Raw genomic sequence first — 18,083 nt, 5'->3', positions numbered from 1 at the left:
CGACATGCTGCAAACGCAAAAGCCCCGACACAGTGCGTGTCGGGGCTTTTTGTTGGTGAAAAACGACGGATTGACCACGCTATTCGCGGTGCACCCGGCCACTGCCCACCACTGAGCTTTTTACCTGCGGGTTGCCCGTCACGTACACGTCGCCGGAGCCGACGATGCTGGCTTCCAGCAGCTGGGTAGCCTGTACGCGGCAGTCGCCGGAGCCACTGATGCTGATGCTGCAGGTTTTGCTCTGGAGCTTCGAGGCCTGAACACCGCCGGAGCCGCTCACGCTGATTTCCTGCTCGGGTGCCACACCCGCCGCCTGAATAGTGCCGGAGCCTGATAACGACGAGCTGATTTTGGTGGCAGTAACGCTGGTCAACTGAATAGTGCCGGAACCACTCACACCCAGGTCCAGCTTATCGGCCTTGATTCCGTCGGCGGCTTTGATACTGCCCGAACCACTAACCGATAAGGCGTTGATAGTGGGCACGGTTACGTACACCGTTACGGGCGCTTTGAAGTTGTACCAGCTCATGCCGCTTTGCTTCTTGGTATTGATGCGCAGCTTGCCGTTGCTCACCACGGTTTCCAGGTGGGCCAGGTCTTCGGCTTCTCCTTCCACCTCCACTTTTTGCGGGCTGCCCTGGCGCAGCACCACTTTCATCGAGCCCCCCAGGCCCACAGAAGTAAAAGTGCCTACCGAACGGGTTTCGCGGGTTCCGGCAACCCGGAAGGCCGATAGTACAACCAGCGCCATAACCAGCGCCGGTAACAGGAAGCGGAGCGTTTTCATACACTACAAGGAGTAAGGTGAGACATCTGCGAGTATAGATGACCCCGGAAGCGCAACCGTTGCCCGGAGCCCTAAAAAGAAGCAAGCCGGGTCTGTTTGCTTATGTGTGGAGGTTAATTGTCTGTGAATTAATGGGCTAAAAAGCCACGTGCAGCCGCCCACCCAGCACCTGCACCGGGCCCCGGTCGTGGTTGTAGGCGGGGTTGAGAATGAGCTGATAGTCGGGGCTGAGCGTGGCGTGCTGCCGGGGCAGATTGACGCTGTAATAAGCTTCGGCGGCCATTTCCGGGGCATAGTTGAGTTGCCCGTCGCCAATCATGAAGCCGTGGCCCCCGGCCGCCAGAAAGCTGCGGTGGGGCTGGGAGAGGCCGTTGGCTACCACGGCCAGGCCCAGCCGGTCGTTCGGGCGGTGCCAGCGCGTGCCGGTACTCACGGCTCCCAGACTCGCGGAACGGTCAATTTCAGTAAAGGCCCAGGTTTCGCGGCGGCCGTCGTTGTAGCTCAGCCGGGCAAATAAGCCGACTTCCGGGGTCAGGGTTTGCTCCAGGTTCAGGCCGAAGCCCGTTTTGGTACGGCCCGGCTGGCGGGTGGCCGTCAGGTCGAGGTCGGGCCGCAGGGTGGCCGTGCGGTAGTCACCCATGCCCGCTACCGTGCGGAAGCCCAGGGCCCGTACCGTGCCCGCCTGCCGGCCCAGGTGGTAAGTGCGCGTGAGCTCCAGCGTTTCGGAGTGCGCCTTGCCGTAGTGAAAATCGATGGTGGGGCCGTTGGCGTACGTGGGCACCAGTGCCGACGACGCCCGCACGGCTCCCAACGGCGTCACGTATTCCAGCACGGCCGCCACCGTGTAGCCGCGGGTGTTGGCCGGGTAGTCCCAGCCGCCGTTGCTCATCAGGCCCCAGTTCAGAAACTGGCTGCGCGGGTCGTGGCTGTAGCTGTTCTGGTCAAAAAAATCGGTGAGGCTGAGTTTGCCCACATTCAGGGCCAGAAACCGGGCCGGGCCGGAGCCGGCCAGCTGGTTGGGCGCATCTTCCACCACCTGCGTTTCAGTGCCCAAAGCCCACACCTGCCGCAGAAATGCCCGCGCCACGTACAGGTGCGGGGCCGGGTCGCCGATGCGGAAGGTTTCGCCGTTGGGAAAGCCGGCAATGCCCCGGGCCTGACTCAGCCCGCTACCGCCCGCCAGCTCCGGGTTGAAGAAAAAGCTACCACCGCGCCACAGCCGCCGGCCCAGAAAAAACGTGCTGGTGAGCGAGGTTTTGGCCTTTTCACGCTGCGCCAGACTATAATCGGCCGCGTACGGAGCCCGGAACGACGGATGCCACTGCGTCACCAGCGTCTGCTGAAAATGCAGGCTCCAGTTAGGCTGCCGGCTGGAGTCGGGGGCGGGGTGCTGGAGGGCGGGCGGCGGGGCGGGGGCAACCGGGGCCGGAGTAGCCGAGCGGCGGGGCACGGTTTGGGCTTGCACAGTCAGCACCGAAGTGCCCAGAACTGCCAGCAGCACTCCTTTTCGATAGGAAAAAGGCAGCATGAGGAGCGTTTTTTCAGGCAAAGCACAACAGGTTGCGTGTGCTTCCTATGAAGGAAATACCCGTTCAGCTAGTGCTTTTTGGGTAGCTTTAGCGGCCTCATCTTTTCGGGGCTTTTCTCCTATGCATCCGCACCAAGCCCTGCTTAACCGTTTCTACCAAGCCTTCCAGCGCCGCGACCATGCCGCCATGGCCGCGTGCTACCATCCCGAAGCCACCTTCGAGGATGCCGCCTTTCACCTGAAAGGAGCCGAAATCGGGCAGATGTGGCGGATGCTCTGCGAGCGGGGCGGCGACCTGCGCCTGGCGTACAACGACGTATGGGCCGATGAGCAAACCGGCCGCGCCACCTGGGATGCCCGCTACACCTTCAGCAAAACCCGCCGCAAAGTGCATAACCACGTGCAGGCCCGCTTCACGTTTCAGGATGGCCTCATCCGCACCCACCACGATGAGTTCAGCTTCTGGCGCTGGTCGCGGCAGGCACTGGGGCCCATGGGCTGGCTGCTGGGCTGGTCGGGTTTCCTGCAGGCCAAAGTGCGCAAAACTACCCGCGAAGGACTGGAGCAGTTCATGGCCCGCCCCAAGCAATAGAACTACACAAAAACGGCTTCCTGCACAGTGCAGGAAGCCGTTTTTGTCTTCAGTCAACAGGCAACACCTACCAGATTTTCACCCGGGCCGAATCGGGCAGGTAGAGTTTCTGGCCGGGCTTCACGTTGAAGGCCTCGTAAAACTCGGGTACATCGGCGAAGGGGCCGTTGATGCGGAACTGGGCCGGCGAGTGGACGTCCGTCATGATGCGCTGGGCCAACTGCTCGTCGCGCTGGTGAATCTGCCAGCCCAGGGCATAGCCCAGGAAGTAGCGCTGCGTGGGCGTGAGGCCGCCGATTTTTTCGCCCTTCTTGTACTGGTCAGTTTTCTTGAAAGCATCCAGCGCAATGACGATGCCGCCCAGGTCGGCAATGTTTTCGCCGGCCGTGGCCTTGCCGTTGATGTGCAGCGAATCGAGCACCGTGTAGCCGTTGAACTGGCGCACAATGCCGTTTACGCGCTGCTGGAAGGCAGCCCGGTCCTTCTTGCTCCACCAGTTGCGCAGGTTGCCCTTCTCATCAAACTGGCTGCCCTCGTCGTCGAAGCCGTGGGTGAGCTCGTGGCCGATAGTGCTGGCCCCGGCGTAGCCATAAATGATGGCATCGTCGGCGTTGGCATCAATGAGGCCGGGAATGGCGAAAATGGCGGCCGGCAGCACAATTTCGTTGTTCGAGGGGTTGTAGTAGGCGTTGTAGGTCTGGGGCGTCATGCCCCACTCGGTCCGGTCAACGGGCTTGCCCAGCTTGTTGAGGTTGTAGCGGTAGGCCCACTCGTTGGCGCGCATCACGTTGGCGGCGTAGGAGCTGCGGTCCACTTTCAACGAGGAGTAATCCTTCCACTTGTCGGGGTAGCCTACTTTGCGGGTAATTTTGGTGAGCTTCACCAGCGCCTTTTGCTTGGTGGAGTCGCTCATCCAGTCCAGCTTCTGGATATGCTCACGGAAGGACGCCACCACGTTTTCGGTGAGGTCTTCGTAGCGCTTCTTGGTTTCGGGGGTGAAGTATTCCTTCACGAATAGCTGACCCAGGGCCTCGCCCATGGCATTTTCCTCGGCATCGAGCACCCGTTTCCAGCGGGGGCGCTGCTCCTTGGCGCCCTGCAGCACGGTGCCGTAGAAGCGGAAGTTCTCGTTGTCGAAGTCCTGGCTGAGCGTGCCGGCGTAGGCGTGCACCAACTGCCACTGCAGGTAGGCTTTCCAGTCATCCAGGGGCGCAGTGGTGAGCAGGCGGCCGGCTTCCCGGTAAAACTCGGGCTGGCCCACAATTACCGTATCCACCTTGGCAAGCTGCATCTGCGCCAGCCAGGGCTTCCAGCTGAGGCCGGGCGTGAGCTTATCCAGACCCGAAACGGCCATCTTGTTGTAGTTGGCGTATGGGTCGCGCAGGGCTTCGAGCTTGCGCGATGAGGCCGCCAGCTTAGTTTCCAGCTGCACCACGCGCCGGGCGCTGGCCTGGGCCGTGGCCGCATCCTGGCCCAGCAGCCCGAACATCTTCACCAGGTGTTTATCGTATTCCTGCCGGATGTTCTTGGTGCGGGCGTCCTTGTTGAAGTAGTAGTCCCGGTTGGGCAGGCCCAAACCTGACTGCCACAGCTGCAAAGCCATCTTGTCGCTGTTTTTGGCATCCTGACCCACATAGTAGCCAATCAGCGCATTCACGCCCAGGGGCTGCAAACGGGCAATGGCGGCCTGCACATCGGTCACCGATGCCATGGCCTGAATACGGTCCAGCTCAGCTTTCAGCGGCGCTACGCCCTGCTTGTTGATGGTGGCGCTGTCCATGCCCGTGGCCCAGAAGTCGCCGATTTTCTGCTGCACCGAGCCGGCAGCGGCATTGGCCTTGGCGGCGTCCTCATTGAGCTTGCGCAGGCGGGCGTACACCTCGTTCTGCACTTCCTTGCCAATGCCCCAGTTGCTTTCGGAGGCCGGAATGGGATGTTCCTTAAACCAGGCCCCGTTGGCGTAGGTATAAAAATCGTCGCCGGGACGCACGGTGGTATCCAGGTTGGCCTGGATGAGGTCGGGGCCGGTGGCCGTGGATTTGCCGCCGGGCTGGCAGGCCGTGAACACGAGGCCCAGCAGTGGGGCCGCCAGCAGCCAGGGCCGCAGAGTGGGGGAGAGGGTCATGGAAAATTGCGAGTAAGGGAAGGCGAATGTAGCGCGAATGGGTTGTTTCACGTAGCGCCAAGGACGCGGCCATCCTGGCGGCCGTTGCGCATCTATGACTCTGGCCCAATTGCTCCTGCTTAACTTCGCCCTGGCTGCCTACCTCACCGGCCTCATCTGGACGGTACAACTGGTGCATTACCCCGGTTTCGCGCAGGTGGCTCCCGAGAAATTTCCGGCGTTTCACCGGCAGCACTCCACCCGCATCAGCTGGGTGGTAATGGCCCCGATGGTGCTGGAGCTGGGTCTCGCGGCGTGGCTGGCCTGGCAGGCTCCTGAGCTGGGCGCAGCCCGCTGGTGGCAGCTGGGGCTGGTGTTGCTGGTGTGGGCCAGTACATTTTTCATCACCGTGCCCTTCCACAACCGCCTCGGCCACGGCTATGACTATGTGGCCATCGACGGGTTGGTGCGCACCAACTGGCCCCGCACCCTGGCCTGGACGGCCCGCGCCGGGCTGCTGGGCTGGCTGCTGTGGCGCATGCTGTAGCGCGAAGCCTTTGCTTTGCGCTACATTTCATCATCCTTTACATTCCAAGCTTTCTATGCTCCCCGCCGCCGATGCCTTTTTGCCCGAACTCCAGTTCCAGACCAGCCGCAGCAGCGGGCCGGGCGGCCAGAACGTGAACAAAGTGGAAAGCCGCGTGGAGCTGCGTTTCCGCCTCCTCGATTCCCAATTGCTCACCGACGAGCAGAAGCAGACGCTGCTGCAGAAGCTGGCCTCCAAGCTCACCTCCGAGGGCGAACTGCTGGTAGTGGCCCAGGAAGACCGGAGCCAGCTGCGCAATAAGGAAACCGCCCTGCGTAAATTTCACGAGCTGCTCAGCAAAGCCCTCTACAAGCCCAAGGCCCGCCGCGCCACCAAACCCAGCAAAGGCGCCGTGCGCCAGCGCCTGGAATCCAAAAAGAAACACGGCGACAAGAAAGCGAACCGTGGCCGGGTGGATTATTAGGTGTTAGTGCATGGTAGTTGGTGCTTAGAGCTTAGAATATGAAGCTGTTTAGGAAGTCTGGTTTAGCTACTTATCTGTCATCCTGAGCGCAGCGAAGGACCTTCTCACGTCAGAACAACGGCTGTCCAGACGTGAGAAGGTCCTTCGCTGCGCTCAGGATGACAACGGTTTTGATTTCCTAAACAGCTTCTATGAGAGTAGCCTAAGTACTAAGCATCAACTACTAACTACCTAATTCAGATCCAGGCCGAACAGGACGCCGAACCAGGGGCGGTGCTGGTAAATCCAGTGGCTACCATCGGGGCCCAGCAGGTGGTCGGCCCCGACGGCCAGGCCCAGGTTGAAAATGTGCGCGTCGTAGATGGCGGCGGCCCCGGCGTGCAGCACGAAGCCCTCGTAATCGGTGGTGGCGTGCTGGTGGGTGAAATCGGGGGTGATGGCCGAGGAGCCCAGCCCAGTGAACAGCCCGTAGCCGAGGCCCGTGGTGCGTATCAGCGGCCGGCGCGGCCCGCCCACCTGAGGGTGACTGGTGAGGTGGTAAAAATCGAGGCGGCGTCCCAGGTACAGGGCGGCGTTGAAGTTGGAGTTGAGTTGTACCGGTACCCCTGCCCGGGGCGGGCGGATTTTAAACGGAATCGTAAACACGTCGAGGTCGAAGCGACGGGCGGCCAGGACAACGTGGCGACCCGGCTGTAGTCGGTAGTAGGGCGACAAGTTGGGGTCGGCGGGCTGGCGGCTGAGGCTGTCCGGGAGCAGGTATAGCGTGTCGGCGCTTTGGCGGGCGTAGACCGGCTGGCCCAGCGGCAGGCGGGCATGCAGCGCCACGTCGTTGGTCTGGATGGCGCGGTAGCGGCCTTCGGGCAACGTATCAAGCTGACCCACGGCCGCGCAGCCGGAAAGCAAAGCCGCAGGTACGGCCAGTAACAGCCGGCTCAACTGGCGGGGGAAAGCAAGGAGTAAGCGAGGTGTTATCATCGAATAGAATAAACCGGTAAACCTCCCTATATCCAGCCCTTGCGCTTAAACCACACGTAAATTCCCACCGAAATAACCACCATCGACAGAATGGAAAGCGGATAGCCAAACTTCCAGGTCAGCTCGGGCATGTGGCTGAAGTTCATGCCGTAGATGCCGGCAATAAAGGTGAGGGGCAGGAAAAACGCCGAAAACACCGTGAGTACGCGCATGGCCTCGTTGGTGCGCTGCGACGACAGGGAGAGGTACAGGTTCATGAGGTTGGTAGCGCCGCTGTCCAGCTGCTGGTACATGGTTTCCACCTTCACCTGCAAATCCTGGGTGTCCTGCAGCAGCGTATCGTCGGTGTTGGAGTGGGCCAGCTGCCGGCGCAGCATCGTGAGGATGTCGCGGGTGAGGAGCAGCAGCTGCTTGGCCGCCGAGGCCTTGCGCTTCAGAAAGTACAGGCCCTGCAACGCATTGGGTACTTCCTGCTTCAGAAAGATTTCGGCCTCGTAGTCGTCCAGCTCCCGCGTGAGGCGGAGGGCCGGCTGCATGTAGCTGTTGAGGGCGTAGCGTACTAAGTGAAAGGCCACCTCGGCCGGCGTGCTGCTCGCCTCGCCGGGGGCACGGGCCACGCGCTGCAGCTCGTTCAGCACCGGGTGCGGCAGCCGATGCACCGTAATCAGGTAATCGGGCGTATAGAAAATGGCAATTTTGGTGCTCAGCTCCTGAATGGTGTCGGCCTCGTTGGTCTTGGGCGGATTGAATACCCGCAGAATCACGAAGTTTAGTCCGTGGGTGGCCTCAAATTTGGGCAGGTGAGTAGGCTCCAAACAGTCGCGCACCAGCGAGTCGGGCAGGTCGTATTGCTCGGCTACGGCCTGCAGCTCGGCCACGGTGGGACTGGTGATATCCAGCCACGCAAACGCGGATTCCTGGCGGGTGAGAAGTTGTTCGGTCATGGGCGGCGCGGTTGGCAACAGGTCCTGTTACGCGAAAACGCGCTCCACCGACGAGCTACGCCCTACAGCAGCGTGCCGCTGAGGAACAGGGTGGCGAAGGAGAAGTAGATTACCAGTCCCGTCACATCCACCAATGTAGCCACGAAGGGGGCCGAGGACGTGGCCGGGTCGAAGCCCAGCTTTTTGAGCAGCAGCGGCAGCATGGAGCCCGCCAACGAGCCCCACAGCACAATACCCAGCAGCGAGAAGCTCACCGTCAGGCCAATCAGCGGCCAGTGGGTGCCGTAGTCCTTCAGGCCCGACATCTGCCACACCACAATGCGCAGGAAGCCAACCAGCCCCAGAATACCGCCCAACGACAACCCCGACAGAATTTCGCGGCGCATCACGCGCCACCACTCCCCAATGGTGATTTCGCCCAGGCTCATGGCCCGGATGATGAGCGACGTCGCCTGGGAGCCGGCATTGCCGCCCGAGCTGATAATCAACGGCACAAACAAAGCCAGCACCACGGCCTTCTCAATTTCTCCCTCAAAGAAGCCCATGGCCGTGGCCGTAAACATCTCGCCCAGAAACAGAATCACCAGCCAGCCGGCCCGCTTCTGAATCATTTTGGGCAGGGCAATGGTCAGGTACGGCTCATCAAGGGCCTCCGAGCCCCCCAGCTTCTGAATATCCTCGGTGTCTTCTTCTTCCCGGATGCTGAGGATGTCGTCGATGGTCACGATGCCGAACAGCACGCCTTCGTCGTTCACCACGGGCAGGGCCACCCGGTCGTTGCGGCGAAACACCTCAATGGCTTCCTCCTGGTCCTGCATGGTGTTGAGCTGCACATAGCGGCGGTCCATCAACTCACTCACCCGCTTCTGTGGGTCGGCCAGCAGAAACTCCCGGATGCGGATATCGTCAATGAGGACGCCCCGCTCGTCGGTCACGTACAGCACGCTCAGGGTTTCCGACTGCCCGCCGTGCCGCCGGATATAATCGAGCACCTGCTGCACCGTCCAGTTTTCGCGGATGGCAATGTAGTCAGGCGTCATCAGGCGGCCCACCGAGTACTCGGGGTAGCCCAGCAGCTCCAGCGTTACCTTGCGTTCCGGCTCCGACAGCGTCTGGATCAGTTCCCGCACCAGCTCGTCGGGCAGAAACTCCAGCAGCGCCGTCCGGTCATCGGGCGACATTTCGTTGAGAATGTCCGAAATCTTATCCTGCGAGAGGTTGGCCAGAAAGTGCTTCTGAATGTCGAGGTCCAGGTACTCGAACACCTCCGTGGCCAGCTGCAGCGGCAGCAGCCGGAAGATGATAAGCTGCTCCCGCTCCTCTTCCTGTTCCAGCAGCTCTACTACTTCGTTCGGCTCAAATAGCTTGAGCGCCTCCTTGAGTTTGAAAAACTCGCCCTCCTGAATCAGGGACGTGATGTGGTCGGTAGTCGGGTGCTGATTCATGAACTACAAGAGGGGTGTTTTTTCGCTAGGCAGACGGGAGTTGGTGGGCGGTTAAAACCGGCGCGCAAAAGTAGGGCTTTCGAAGGCGGATTCCGTGCCCCGGCCGGTAACTTTCTGCGCAGGTTGAAAGCCTATACGCGAAACCCGGCCGCAGGGCCGGTTGGGACACAGCAACCACCAGCGCCGCAGGAGCCGAATGCCGCCGGATGTTGCCAAATTGCGCAGGTAGCGTACATTTGGCTCCTACTCCCCTCCGCCCACTATGCCTCACTCTCCCGCCGTGCAGCCACTCGGTACGCTAGTAGCCCTCGGGGGCGGCGACGACGATGCCATGCTGGCCCTGCTCTGCGACATGCTGCCGAAGCCCGGGCTGCCGGTTGAAATCATTACAGTGGCCTCCCGCGACGATACCCGCTCCGCCCGGGCCTACGAGCGGGCTTTGCGTGAGCTGGGCTGCGTGGGAGCCCGCCACCTGCGCATCAGTGAGCATCACCCCGCCGATGCCCCCGATACGCTGCGCCGCCTGCGCCGGGCCAGTCTGGTGTTTTTCAGCGGCGGCGACCAGGAGCGGATTACCGATTTTCTGCTGGGTACGGAGTTTCTGCGGGTGCTGCTGGAGCGCTACCAGCAGGAGCCGGACTTCATTATTGCCGGAACCAGCGCCGGGGCCGCCGTAATGCCGGAGTTTATGGTAGTAGAGGGATATGGCTGGCGGGCCCTGCGTAAGGGCGGCATGCTCACCAGCAACGGTCTGGGCCTGCTGCCTCGTCTGCTCATTGATCAGCACTTCGTGGAACGGGGCCGGTTCGGGCGGCTGGCGCACGCGCTACTGGCGCACCCGATGTGCCTGGGCATGGGCCTGGCCGAGGAAACCGGTGTGATTATCCGCCAGGGCCGTCATGCCGAAGTATTCGGGGATGGGGTAGTAATGGTGGTGGATGGCCGCCACCTGACGGGCAGCAACCTGGGCCGTATCGGGCGGGGCGAGCCGGTGAGCGGTCAGAACTTTGTGGTTCACCTGCTGGTAGCCGGGCAGGTGCTGGATCTGCACTCGCGCCGGGTGCCCGATACCGAAGAAGTATGAATCCATAAAAAATGCGCTACTGGCTTCACCAGTTCACTGAGCAAGTACTCACAAACCCATTAAAAGCAGCACAGAAATTTATTCGGCACGCCGAATAAACAAAGTCATTTTCCATACATTTAGGGCACTAACCCCACAAATTCTCACTCACTCTTCTTTCGTATGAATCTAAAATCTCTACTCCTCGTGGGAGGGGCGCTGCTCTCGGGCACGGCTGCTTCGGCGGGCGGCTTCCAGGTAACGCTGGCCGGGCAGAAGAACAACGGCATGGGCGGCGTAGGCGTAGGCCTGTCTCTGGACCAGGCGGCCATGTTCTATAACCCCGGTGCGCTGGCCATGGTGCGGGAGCGGGGCGTACAGATTGGCGGCAACGTCACGCTGGCTCGCCAGTCGTTTCGGGGGCAGTTCGGCTCCGATGAGCGCACCCTGCGCAACAGCATCGTAACGCCTTTTAACCTGTACGCGGGCTTCGGCCCAGCGGAAGGCAAATGGCGGTTGGGTATTGCCGTATATACTCCCTTCGGCAGCAAGCTGCAGTACGCTTCCGGCTGGGAAGGCCGCTATAGCCTCACCGACATCGACCTGAAGTCGGTTTTCGTGCAGCCTACTGTGAGCTACGCTATTACCGACCAACTGAGCATTGGCGGTGGTCCGGTAATTCTGGCCTATGGTGCCGTAAACCTGCAGAAGGACATCAGCATCGGTAACTACCCCGACGGCCACGTGGAGCTGGACGGCAAAGCCGAGCACAAAGTGGGCTTCAACGCCGGCGTGTTCTTTAAGCCTTCGGATAAGCTGAGCCTGGGTGTCAGCTACCGTTCTCACATTGATGCGCACGTGAAGGATGGTACCGTGACCATCACCAACACGCCCACGGCGCTGGCCTCCTCGTTTGCTGCTACCAAGTTTGACGTAACGCTGCCGCTGCCCGCCACTACCAGCATTGGTGTAGGCGTAATGCCCAACGACAAGCTGACGCTGGGCTTCGACGTGAACTTTGTACAGTGGAGCCGCTACAAAACCCTGGACTTCACCTTCGATCAGAACCTGGGCACCAGCAACAAATCCACCTCGAAGCGCTACTACCAGGACGCTCTGACGTTCCGCCTCGGTGGCCAGTACAAGCTGACCGACGGCCTGACGGTGCGTGCCGGTGGCTCCTATGACAACTCGCCGGTGAAAGACGGCTACGTAACGCCGGAAACGCCGGATGCTGACCGCGTGAGCGGTACGCTGGGCGCCACGTACTCCTTCGGCAAGTTTGGAGTTGACCTTTCGGCTCAGTACGTGAGCATTAAGAAGCGCACCCAGACGCAGAACGAGCTGCTGAACAATGGTACGTCGCTGGACCGCGTGGCGGGCACTTACAAGACGAACATTGTAATTCCCGGTATCGGCTTCAATTACAACTTCTAATTCCCACCTCTGCCTCCTCTTTTGTATATGAATACTTCTGCTCTGAAAAAGGCGCTGCCCGCGCTGGCACTGCTGGCGTTGGCAGGTTGCCAGCCGGAGCTGGATGCTCCGGCTCCGGCTACCAGCGGCTCGGCTAATTTCTCGCGCTACATTGCGGTGGGTAACTCGCTCACGGCCGGCTACTCCGATGGTGGTCTGTACCTCGAAGGCCAGCTGAACTCGTACCCCAACCTGCTGGCGCAGCAGTTCAAACTGGCCGGCGGCGGCGACTTCGCGCAGCCGCTGTTCACGGATGCGCAGCGCAATGGCTCGGGCTACCTGCGTCTGGCCGGCTTTGACGCCAGTGGCTCGCCTATTACGGCTCCGGTAACTACCAGCCTGGCTATCCGGGGTGCTTCGCCCACCGGCGGCCCCCTGTACACCCGCTACGATGCGGCCGTGAATAACCTGGGCGTGCCCGGCATCCGGATGGACAACGTGCAGACACCGGGCTACGGCAGCGTGGCCGGTAACCCGTATTTCGAGCGGATTACCCCCACTACCAACCCGCTGGAGACCTACTTCCAGCGCGTGAAGCGTGAAGCCGCTACGGCCACCTTCTTCAGCTCCTGGCTGGGTAACAACGACGTGCTGGGCTACTCCACCAGCGGCGGCGCCTCCACGGCGGCCACCAACACCATCACCCGCACTGATACGTTCACGCTGAAAGCTACGCGTATCATTAACGTGCTGACGGCTGGTGGCGCGAAAGGTGTTATTTCCACGATTCCGGATGTATCGGGTATTCCGTTCTTTACCACGGTAGGCCCGCGTCTGCGTACCAGCCTGAGTGCCGCAGGGGTACCCGGCCTGGTAATTACCACTGGTGCAGCTACTGGCGGGCCAACTTCTGCTAACCGTAAAACCATTGCGGTAAGCGACATCCGGGATGCCGGGGGCAGCGGCCGCCAGCTGTTCACGCTTACTTCGTCGCCGTTCGTGGGCCTGATTGGCCGGCCCGGTGGACGCGTGTGGCGCTACCTGTACGCGCAGTCGGGTCAGCCGGCTGCGGGCTTCCCTTTGTTCCTGACGGCTTTCGGGGTGGATACCACCAAGGCCCTGGGTGTAACGGCGGAAAACCCCTTCCCCAGCGCCTTCGTGCTGGATGATGTGGAGCAGGCTACTGTGGCTACGGCTACGCTGGGCTACAACACCGCTCTGCGCAACCTGGCGGCTACCAAAGGCCTGGCGCTGTTCGATGCCAACATCTTCTTCAACCAGGTAGCTGCCAGTGGCTATGGCACTAATGGGGTTACCAACACGGCCAGCTACATTTCGGGTAACCTGTTCTCGCTGGATGGTGTGCACCCCACGCCCCGTGGCTACGCCATTATTGCCAATGAGATAATCAAGGCAATCAATGCGCAGTATGGCTCTACGCTGCCTTATGTAAACCCCAACACTTACCGTGGCGTAACGCTGCCCTAGGTATTTGCGGGATAATCATAAAAAGGCCCTTCTGCTTCGGCGGAAGGGCCTTTTTTAATAAGGACTAAATCAGCAGAATCAGGAGAACTGCACGGGCTGTAAAACGTCCGGCAATTTGGGCATTGCCTCACCGCCCAGGCGGGCAGCAATAAGTTGGGCATGGTAACGGCCATTCTCAATAAACCAGCGGCTGGTGTTCAGGCCGCCGCACACGGTACCGGCCAGGTACAGGCCGGGGCGGTTGGTTTCCAGCGTGTCGGCGTGGTGGGTAGGCGTCTGGGCGGCGTCGGCCTCGCAGGTGATGCCCAGGGTAGCCAGAAACCGGAAGTCGGGGTGGTAGCCGGTGAGGGCGTACACGTGCTGGGCGGGCAGGGTGCGCGGGCCGTCGGGGGTGTTCAGCTCCACGGTGGAAGCGGTGATATTGGCCACGGTGCTGTTGAAGTAGCAGCCGATGCGGCCTTCCTTGATGCGATTCACCAGGTCGGGCCGGATCCAGTACTTCACCGACTCGCTGATTTCCGGGCCGCGCACGACCAGCACGGGCCGGGCCCCGGCGCGCAACAACTGCAAAGCCGCCTTGGCCGAGGAGTTTTTGGCCCCGATAATTACCACGTCCTGGTCGGCGTGGGCGTAGGGTTCCTTGTAGTAGTGCGTTACATGGGGCAGGTCTTCGCCGGGCACGCGCAGCAGGTTGGGCGCGTCGTAGAAGCCGGTGGCCACAATTACGAAGCGGGCTCCAATACGGCCCTTCTCGGTTACGACTGTAAAGCTACCCTGCTCGCCTTCGAGGCCGGTTACCCGCTCGTAGAGGCGCAGGGTGAGCTTTTCGGCCTGGGCTACGCGGCGGTAGTAGTCGAGGGCATCTTCCCGCAGGGGCTTGTAGTGCAGCGTGGTCATGGGATGCCCCCCGATTTCGAGCAGCTCGGGCGTGGAGAAAAACTCCATGTTGGTGGGGTAGCCGATGATGGAATTCACCAGCGCGCCCTTGTCGAGCACGCACACCGAGAGGCCACGCCGCTGCACTTCCAGCCCGCAGGCTAAGCCCACGGGGCCGGCCCCAATCACCACCACATCAAAAGAAACGTCGGTTGTCATACGCACTACTACCGGCCCGGAGGCCAGGTGTTTAAAGCAATTGAAGCTACGAGCGTTTTTTTAGCGCATTCAGCGCCCCCGTGCTCCACAAGGCCCAGCCCATCAGCACCGGCTGAAAAAACAGCCGCGCTAGCCGTTTCTGGTCGGTATCGAGGCCGAAGGCGGAGAGGTGGTGGGTGTACTGGTGAATGTTGCCGGGAAACACGGCCGCGTAGAATGCCGCCAGCCCAATGCCCATTCGTACCCGATTTTTGCCTTTCAGGGCCAGCAGCCCCAGTCCCAACCCAATTTCCACTACGCCCGAGGCCAGCACGGTGGTATCCTTGCTCAGCGGTACAAAGTCGGGTACCTGGGCCTGGAACTCCTGCCGCTGAAACGTGAGGTGGCCGGTGCCGGCTACTACCATAAAGGAGCCCATCAGAACGCGGGCCACGTTTTGCAGGGTGGTGGTGTGGGGTTGGGAAGCCATGAGTGCAAGCCGTAAAGTGAGCAGTATAATTGGGCTATACGGCCCGCGGGGCACGAAGATGCCTTACCGCTCCAACCCTTAGGTCAGACTACGCTTGCAATAAGAACCGACAGGTAATAGCGCGAACGGTGCAGCTCGCGCCCCTAAGCCGTTCAAAAGATCCTAACGGTGCGGAGGCACGAACTACACAGTTCGCGCTACTACTGAAAGCTGACGTTTTAATGGGCCTGCAGCCAGTTCTTGCCGGTGCCTACTTCCACTTCCAGCGGCACGCCGTGGGGGAGGAGCAGGGCGGTGGCCATCAGCTCCTTGATTTTGGGGGTGATGTAGGCCACTTCCTCCTGCACGGCGTCGAACACCAGTTCGTCGTGTACCTGCAGGATCATCTTGGTGCCGAGCTTTTCCTGACGCAGCCACTCGTGGATGTTGATCATGGCCTTCTTGATGATGTCGGCCGCGGTGCCCTGGATGGGGGCGTTGATGGCGTTGCGCTCGGTGTAGCCGCGCAGGGTGGCGTTGCGCGAGTTGATGTCGCGCAGGTAGCGGCGGCGGCCCAGCAGCGTGGTGGCGTATTCCAGCTCCCGGGCTTTGTTGATGCTGTCGTCCATGAACTGCTTCACCGACGAAAACTCCTCGAAATAGGTGTCGATGATTTCGGTGGCTTCCTTGCGCGAGATGCCGATGCGCTGGGCCAGGCCGAAGGCCGAAATGCCGTAAATGATACCGAAATTGACGGTTTTGGCCTTGCGGCGCATCTCGCTGTCTACCTCATTCAGCGGCACGTGGAACACCTTGCTGGCCGTGCTGGTGTGGATGTCGAGGCCCTGACGGAAGGCTTCAATCATCGTTTTATCCCCCGAGAAATCGGCCATGATGCGCAGCTCTACCTGCGAGTAGTCGGCGGCCAGCAGCACGTGGTTGGCGTCGCGCGGCACAAAGGCCTTGCGGATTTCGCGGCCTTTCTCGGTGCGGATGGGAATGTTCTGCAGGTTAGGGTTGGTGCTGCTAAGGCGGCCGGTGGCCGTTACGGCCTGGTTGAACGAGGTGTGCACGCGGCCGTCCAGCTCGCACACCAGCTGGGGCAGGGCCTCCACGTAGGTGCTGCGCAGCTTGCTGAGCTGGCGGTGCTCCAGAATCAGGCCGGCAATGGGGGCGTCGGCGGCCAGCTGGCTGAGCACTTCCTCGCCGGTAGCGTACTGGCCGGTTTTGGTTTTCTTGATTTTGCCCCGGCCCAGGTCCATCTTATCAAACAGCACCTCGCCCAGCTGCTTCGGCGAGCCGATGTTGAATTCCTGGCCGGCTTCCGCGAAAATCTGCTTCTCAATGTCCTGAATGTAGCCCTGCAGCTCGGCCGAGTACTCGCCCATGGCCGAGGAGTCGATTTTCACACCCTCGTATTCAATATCCGCCAGAACCGGCACCAGCGGGTTTTCTACCTCGTTGAGCAGCTCCAGCAGGCCCACTTCCTTCAGCATGGGCTCAAACACGTGCTTGAGCTGCAAGGTCACGTCGGCGTCCTCGCAGGCGTAGTCCGATACCTCGGCCGGCGGAAGGTCGGCCATGGTTTTCTGATTTTTGCCTTTGGGGCCGATCAGCTCCGTGATGCTGACGGGCGTGTAGTGCAGGTAGGTTTCGGCCAGCACATCCATGTTGTGGCGCATGTCGGGCTCCAGCAGGTAATGGGCCAGCATGGTATCAAACAGCGGCCCGTTGATGGCGACTTTATAGTGCTTAAGGATGGTGAGGTCGTACTTGATGTTCTGGCCGATCTTGAGGATGTGCGGGGCCTCGAAGAAGGGCTGAAACTCGTCGATGAGGGCCTGGGCGGCGGCGTGGTCATCGTGCGGCACGGGCACGTAGTAGGCCTCGCCGGGCAGCCAGCAGAAGGAGAGGCCCACCAGCCGGGCCGTCATGGTATCCAGGCCGGTGGTTTCGGTGTCGAAGCTGACTTCGGTTTGCTGCAGCAGGAATTCCAGCAGCGACTTGCGCAGCTCGGGCGTATCGATGAGGTGGTACTGGTGCGGCACGTCCTGCAGGGTCAGGCGTGGCCCAGCGGGCGCCCCAAACTCACCGGTTTCGCCTTCCTCGGCCCCAATGGCCACGGCCGCATCCGAGGAGGAGCCGAACAGGCTGCCTTGGCCTTCCGCCACCTTGGGGCGCCGTGCTCCGCGGGAGGCCGGGGCGGCACTCACGCCGGCGGGGCTGCCGCCGCCCAGCACGCGGGCCGCCAACTGGCGGAACTCCAGCTCGTCGAACAGCTGGCGCAACTGCTCCTCGTCGGGCTTGTCCAGCACCAGCTTGTCAGCCTCAAACTCGATGGGCACATCCAGGTGGATGGTAGCCAGCTCCTTGCTCATCAAGCCCTGCTCGGCGAAGTTGCGCACGTTTTCCTGCTGCTTGCCCTTGAGCTGGTCCACGTTGGCAATCAGGTTTTCCACCGAGCCAAACCGCTGAATCAGGGTTTTGGCCGTTTTCTCGCCGATGCCCGGAATGCCCGGAATGTTGTCGGAGGCGTCGCCCTGCAGGCCTAGAATGTCAATTACCTGCTCGGGCCGCTCAATCTCGAAGCGCTGCAGCACGTGCGCTATGTCCAGCACCTCGGCGGCGTTGCCCATGAAGGCCGGCCGGTAGATTTTGATGCAGTCCGTCACGAGCTGGCAGTAGTCCTTATCGGGCGTCATCATGAACACCTCGCCGAAGCCCTGAGCCTCGGCCCGGCGGGCCAAGGTGCCAATCACATCGTCGGCCTCGTAGCCTTCTACCATCAAAATGGGAATGTGGAAGGCCTTGATAATCTGCTTGATGTAGGGAATAGCCAGGCCGATATCCTCGGGCATGGCCTGGCGCTGGGCTTTGTACTCGGCGTACTGCTCGTGGCGGAAGGTCTTTTTGGCCGCATCAAACGCCACCCCAATGTGGGTGGGCTTCTCCTTCTGTAGCACTTCCACCAGCGTATTGGTGAAGCCCAGGATGGCCCCGGTGTTGAGGCCCTTGGAGTTCACGCGCGGGTTCTTGCTGAAGGCAAAGTGGGCGCGGTAAATCAGGGCAAAAGCGTCGAGCAGGAAAAGCTTGTGGGGCTGGGCGGCGGGAGCGTCGGGAGTCATATCTGCGAAGGTACGGAAGGCAACGGGGCCGGACTAGCACAACCCGCAGCCCGGCAACCGGAT

Annotated in this window: 15 protein-coding genes; 6 read left to right on the top strand and 9 right to left on the bottom strand. The window is 61.2% G+C overall.

Annotated features, from left to right (window positions below; translation table 11 throughout):
• Positions 1–79 precede the first annotated feature (79 nt).
• Together EI291_RS08370 and EI291_RS08365 are read right to left on the bottom strand one after the other, a co-directional pair.
• Entirely contained in the window at positions 80–787 is a 708-nt protein-coding gene (locus EI291_RS08370) for a head GIN domain-containing protein (RefSeq protein ID WP_125419353.1), read from the bottom strand.
• Between the two features lie 136 nt (positions 788–923).
• A complete protein-coding gene (locus EI291_RS08365; protein ID WP_125419352.1) occupies positions 924–2,315 on the bottom strand; it encodes a carbohydrate porin in 1,392 nt (463 codons plus the stop codon).
• Between the two features lie 121 nt (positions 2,316–2,436).
• Here EI291_RS08365 and EI291_RS08360 point away from each other — a divergent pair, with 121 nt between their 5' ends.
• Positions 2,437–2,907, top strand: a complete 471-nt coding sequence (locus EI291_RS08360) for a nuclear transport factor 2 family protein (RefSeq protein ID WP_125419351.1) — start codon at positions 2,437–2,439, stop codon at positions 2,905–2,907.
• A gap of 67 nt (positions 2,908–2,974) precedes the next feature.
• Here the strand turns inward: EI291_RS08360 and EI291_RS08355 are convergent, their stop codons facing one another.
• Positions 2,975–5,032 carry a M13 family metallopeptidase gene (locus EI291_RS08355; RefSeq protein ID WP_125419350.1) on the bottom strand — a complete coding sequence of 686 codons (2,058 nt, stop codon included), beginning with the start codon at positions 5,030–5,032 and terminating at the stop codon, positions 2,975–2,977.
• A 94-nt stretch (positions 5,033–5,126) separates the two neighbouring features.
• Between EI291_RS08355 and EI291_RS08350 the strand changes: the two genes are divergently transcribed.
• Both EI291_RS08350 and arfB read left to right on the top strand, forming a co-directional pair.
• A complete protein-coding gene (locus EI291_RS08350) occupies positions 5,127–5,558 on the top strand; it encodes a hypothetical protein (protein ID WP_125419349.1) in 432 nt (143 codons plus the stop codon).
• A gap of 55 nt (positions 5,559–5,613) precedes the next feature.
• Complete coding sequence (arfB, locus tag EI291_RS08345) at positions 5,614–6,021, top strand: alternative ribosome rescue aminoacyl-tRNA hydrolase ArfB (RefSeq protein ID WP_125419348.1); 408 nt, start codon at positions 5,614–5,616, stop codon at positions 6,019–6,021.
• Positions 6,022–6,252: 231 nt separating this feature from the next.
• Here arfB and EI291_RS08340 read toward each other — a convergent pair whose 3' ends face one another.
• The 3 genes from EI291_RS08340 to mgtE all read right to left on the bottom strand — a co-directional run bounded on the left by EI291_RS08340 (position 6,253) and on the right by mgtE (position 9,385).
• Complete coding sequence (locus EI291_RS08340) at positions 6,253–6,957, bottom strand: hypothetical protein (protein WP_125419347.1); 705 nt, start codon at positions 6,955–6,957, stop codon at positions 6,253–6,255.
• Positions 6,958–7,022: 65 nt separating this feature from the next.
• A complete protein-coding gene (locus tag EI291_RS08335; RefSeq protein WP_125419346.1) occupies positions 7,023–7,940 on the bottom strand; it encodes a magnesium transporter CorA family protein in 918 nt (305 codons plus the stop codon).
• Positions 7,941–8,002: 62 nt separating this feature from the next.
• On the bottom strand, positions 8,003–9,385 hold the full coding sequence (gene mgtE, locus EI291_RS08330; protein ID WP_125419345.1) for a magnesium transporter: 1,383 nt from the start codon (positions 9,383–9,385) through the stop codon (positions 8,003–8,005).
• Between the two features lie 262 nt (positions 9,386–9,647).
• Between mgtE and EI291_RS08325 the strand changes: the two genes are divergently transcribed.
• From EI291_RS08325 to EI291_RS08315, 3 genes are all read left to right on the top strand, one after another.
• A complete protein-coding gene (locus EI291_RS08325) occupies positions 9,648–10,469 on the top strand; it encodes a cyanophycinase (RefSeq protein WP_125419344.1) in 822 nt (273 codons plus the stop codon).
• Positions 10,470–10,631: 162 nt separating this feature from the next.
• Complete coding sequence (locus EI291_RS08320) at positions 10,632–11,885, top strand: OmpP1/FadL family transporter (RefSeq protein ID WP_125419343.1); 1,254 nt, start codon at positions 10,632–10,634, stop codon at positions 11,883–11,885.
• 27 nt (positions 11,886–11,912) lie between these two features.
• Complete coding sequence (locus EI291_RS08315; protein WP_125419342.1) at positions 11,913–13,352, top strand: SGNH/GDSL hydrolase family protein; 1,440 nt, start codon at positions 11,913–11,915, stop codon at positions 13,350–13,352.
• A 78-nt stretch (positions 13,353–13,430) separates the two neighbouring features.
• On the opposite strand, the gene EI291_RS08310 is transcribed toward EI291_RS08315, so the two are convergent.
• From EI291_RS08310 to polA, 3 genes are all read right to left on the bottom strand, one after another.
• Positions 13,431–14,447 carry a YpdA family putative bacillithiol disulfide reductase gene (locus tag EI291_RS08310; protein ID WP_125419341.1) on the bottom strand — a complete coding sequence of 339 codons (1,017 nt, stop codon included), beginning with the start codon at positions 14,445–14,447 and terminating at the stop codon, positions 13,431–13,433.
• A 46-nt stretch (positions 14,448–14,493) separates the two neighbouring features.
• Complete coding sequence (locus EI291_RS08305) at positions 14,494–14,916, bottom strand: DoxX family protein (RefSeq protein WP_125419340.1); 423 nt, start codon at positions 14,914–14,916, stop codon at positions 14,494–14,496.
• Positions 14,917–15,134: 218 nt separating this feature from the next.
• Positions 15,135–18,020: a DNA polymerase I gene (gene polA, locus EI291_RS08300; RefSeq protein WP_125419339.1), complete on the bottom strand. Its 2,886-nt coding sequence runs from the start codon at positions 18,018–18,020 to the stop codon at positions 15,135–15,137.
• Positions 18,021–18,083: the final 63 nt, after the last annotated feature.

It is taken from the genome of Hymenobacter rigui, assembly GCF_003944715.1.
Classification (GTDB): Bacteria; Bacteroidota; Bacteroidia; order Cytophagales; family Hymenobacteraceae; genus Hymenobacter; species Hymenobacter rigui.
Note: the sequence above shows the minus strand (reverse complement) of the source record. Positions and strands in the feature narration are given on the sequence as shown.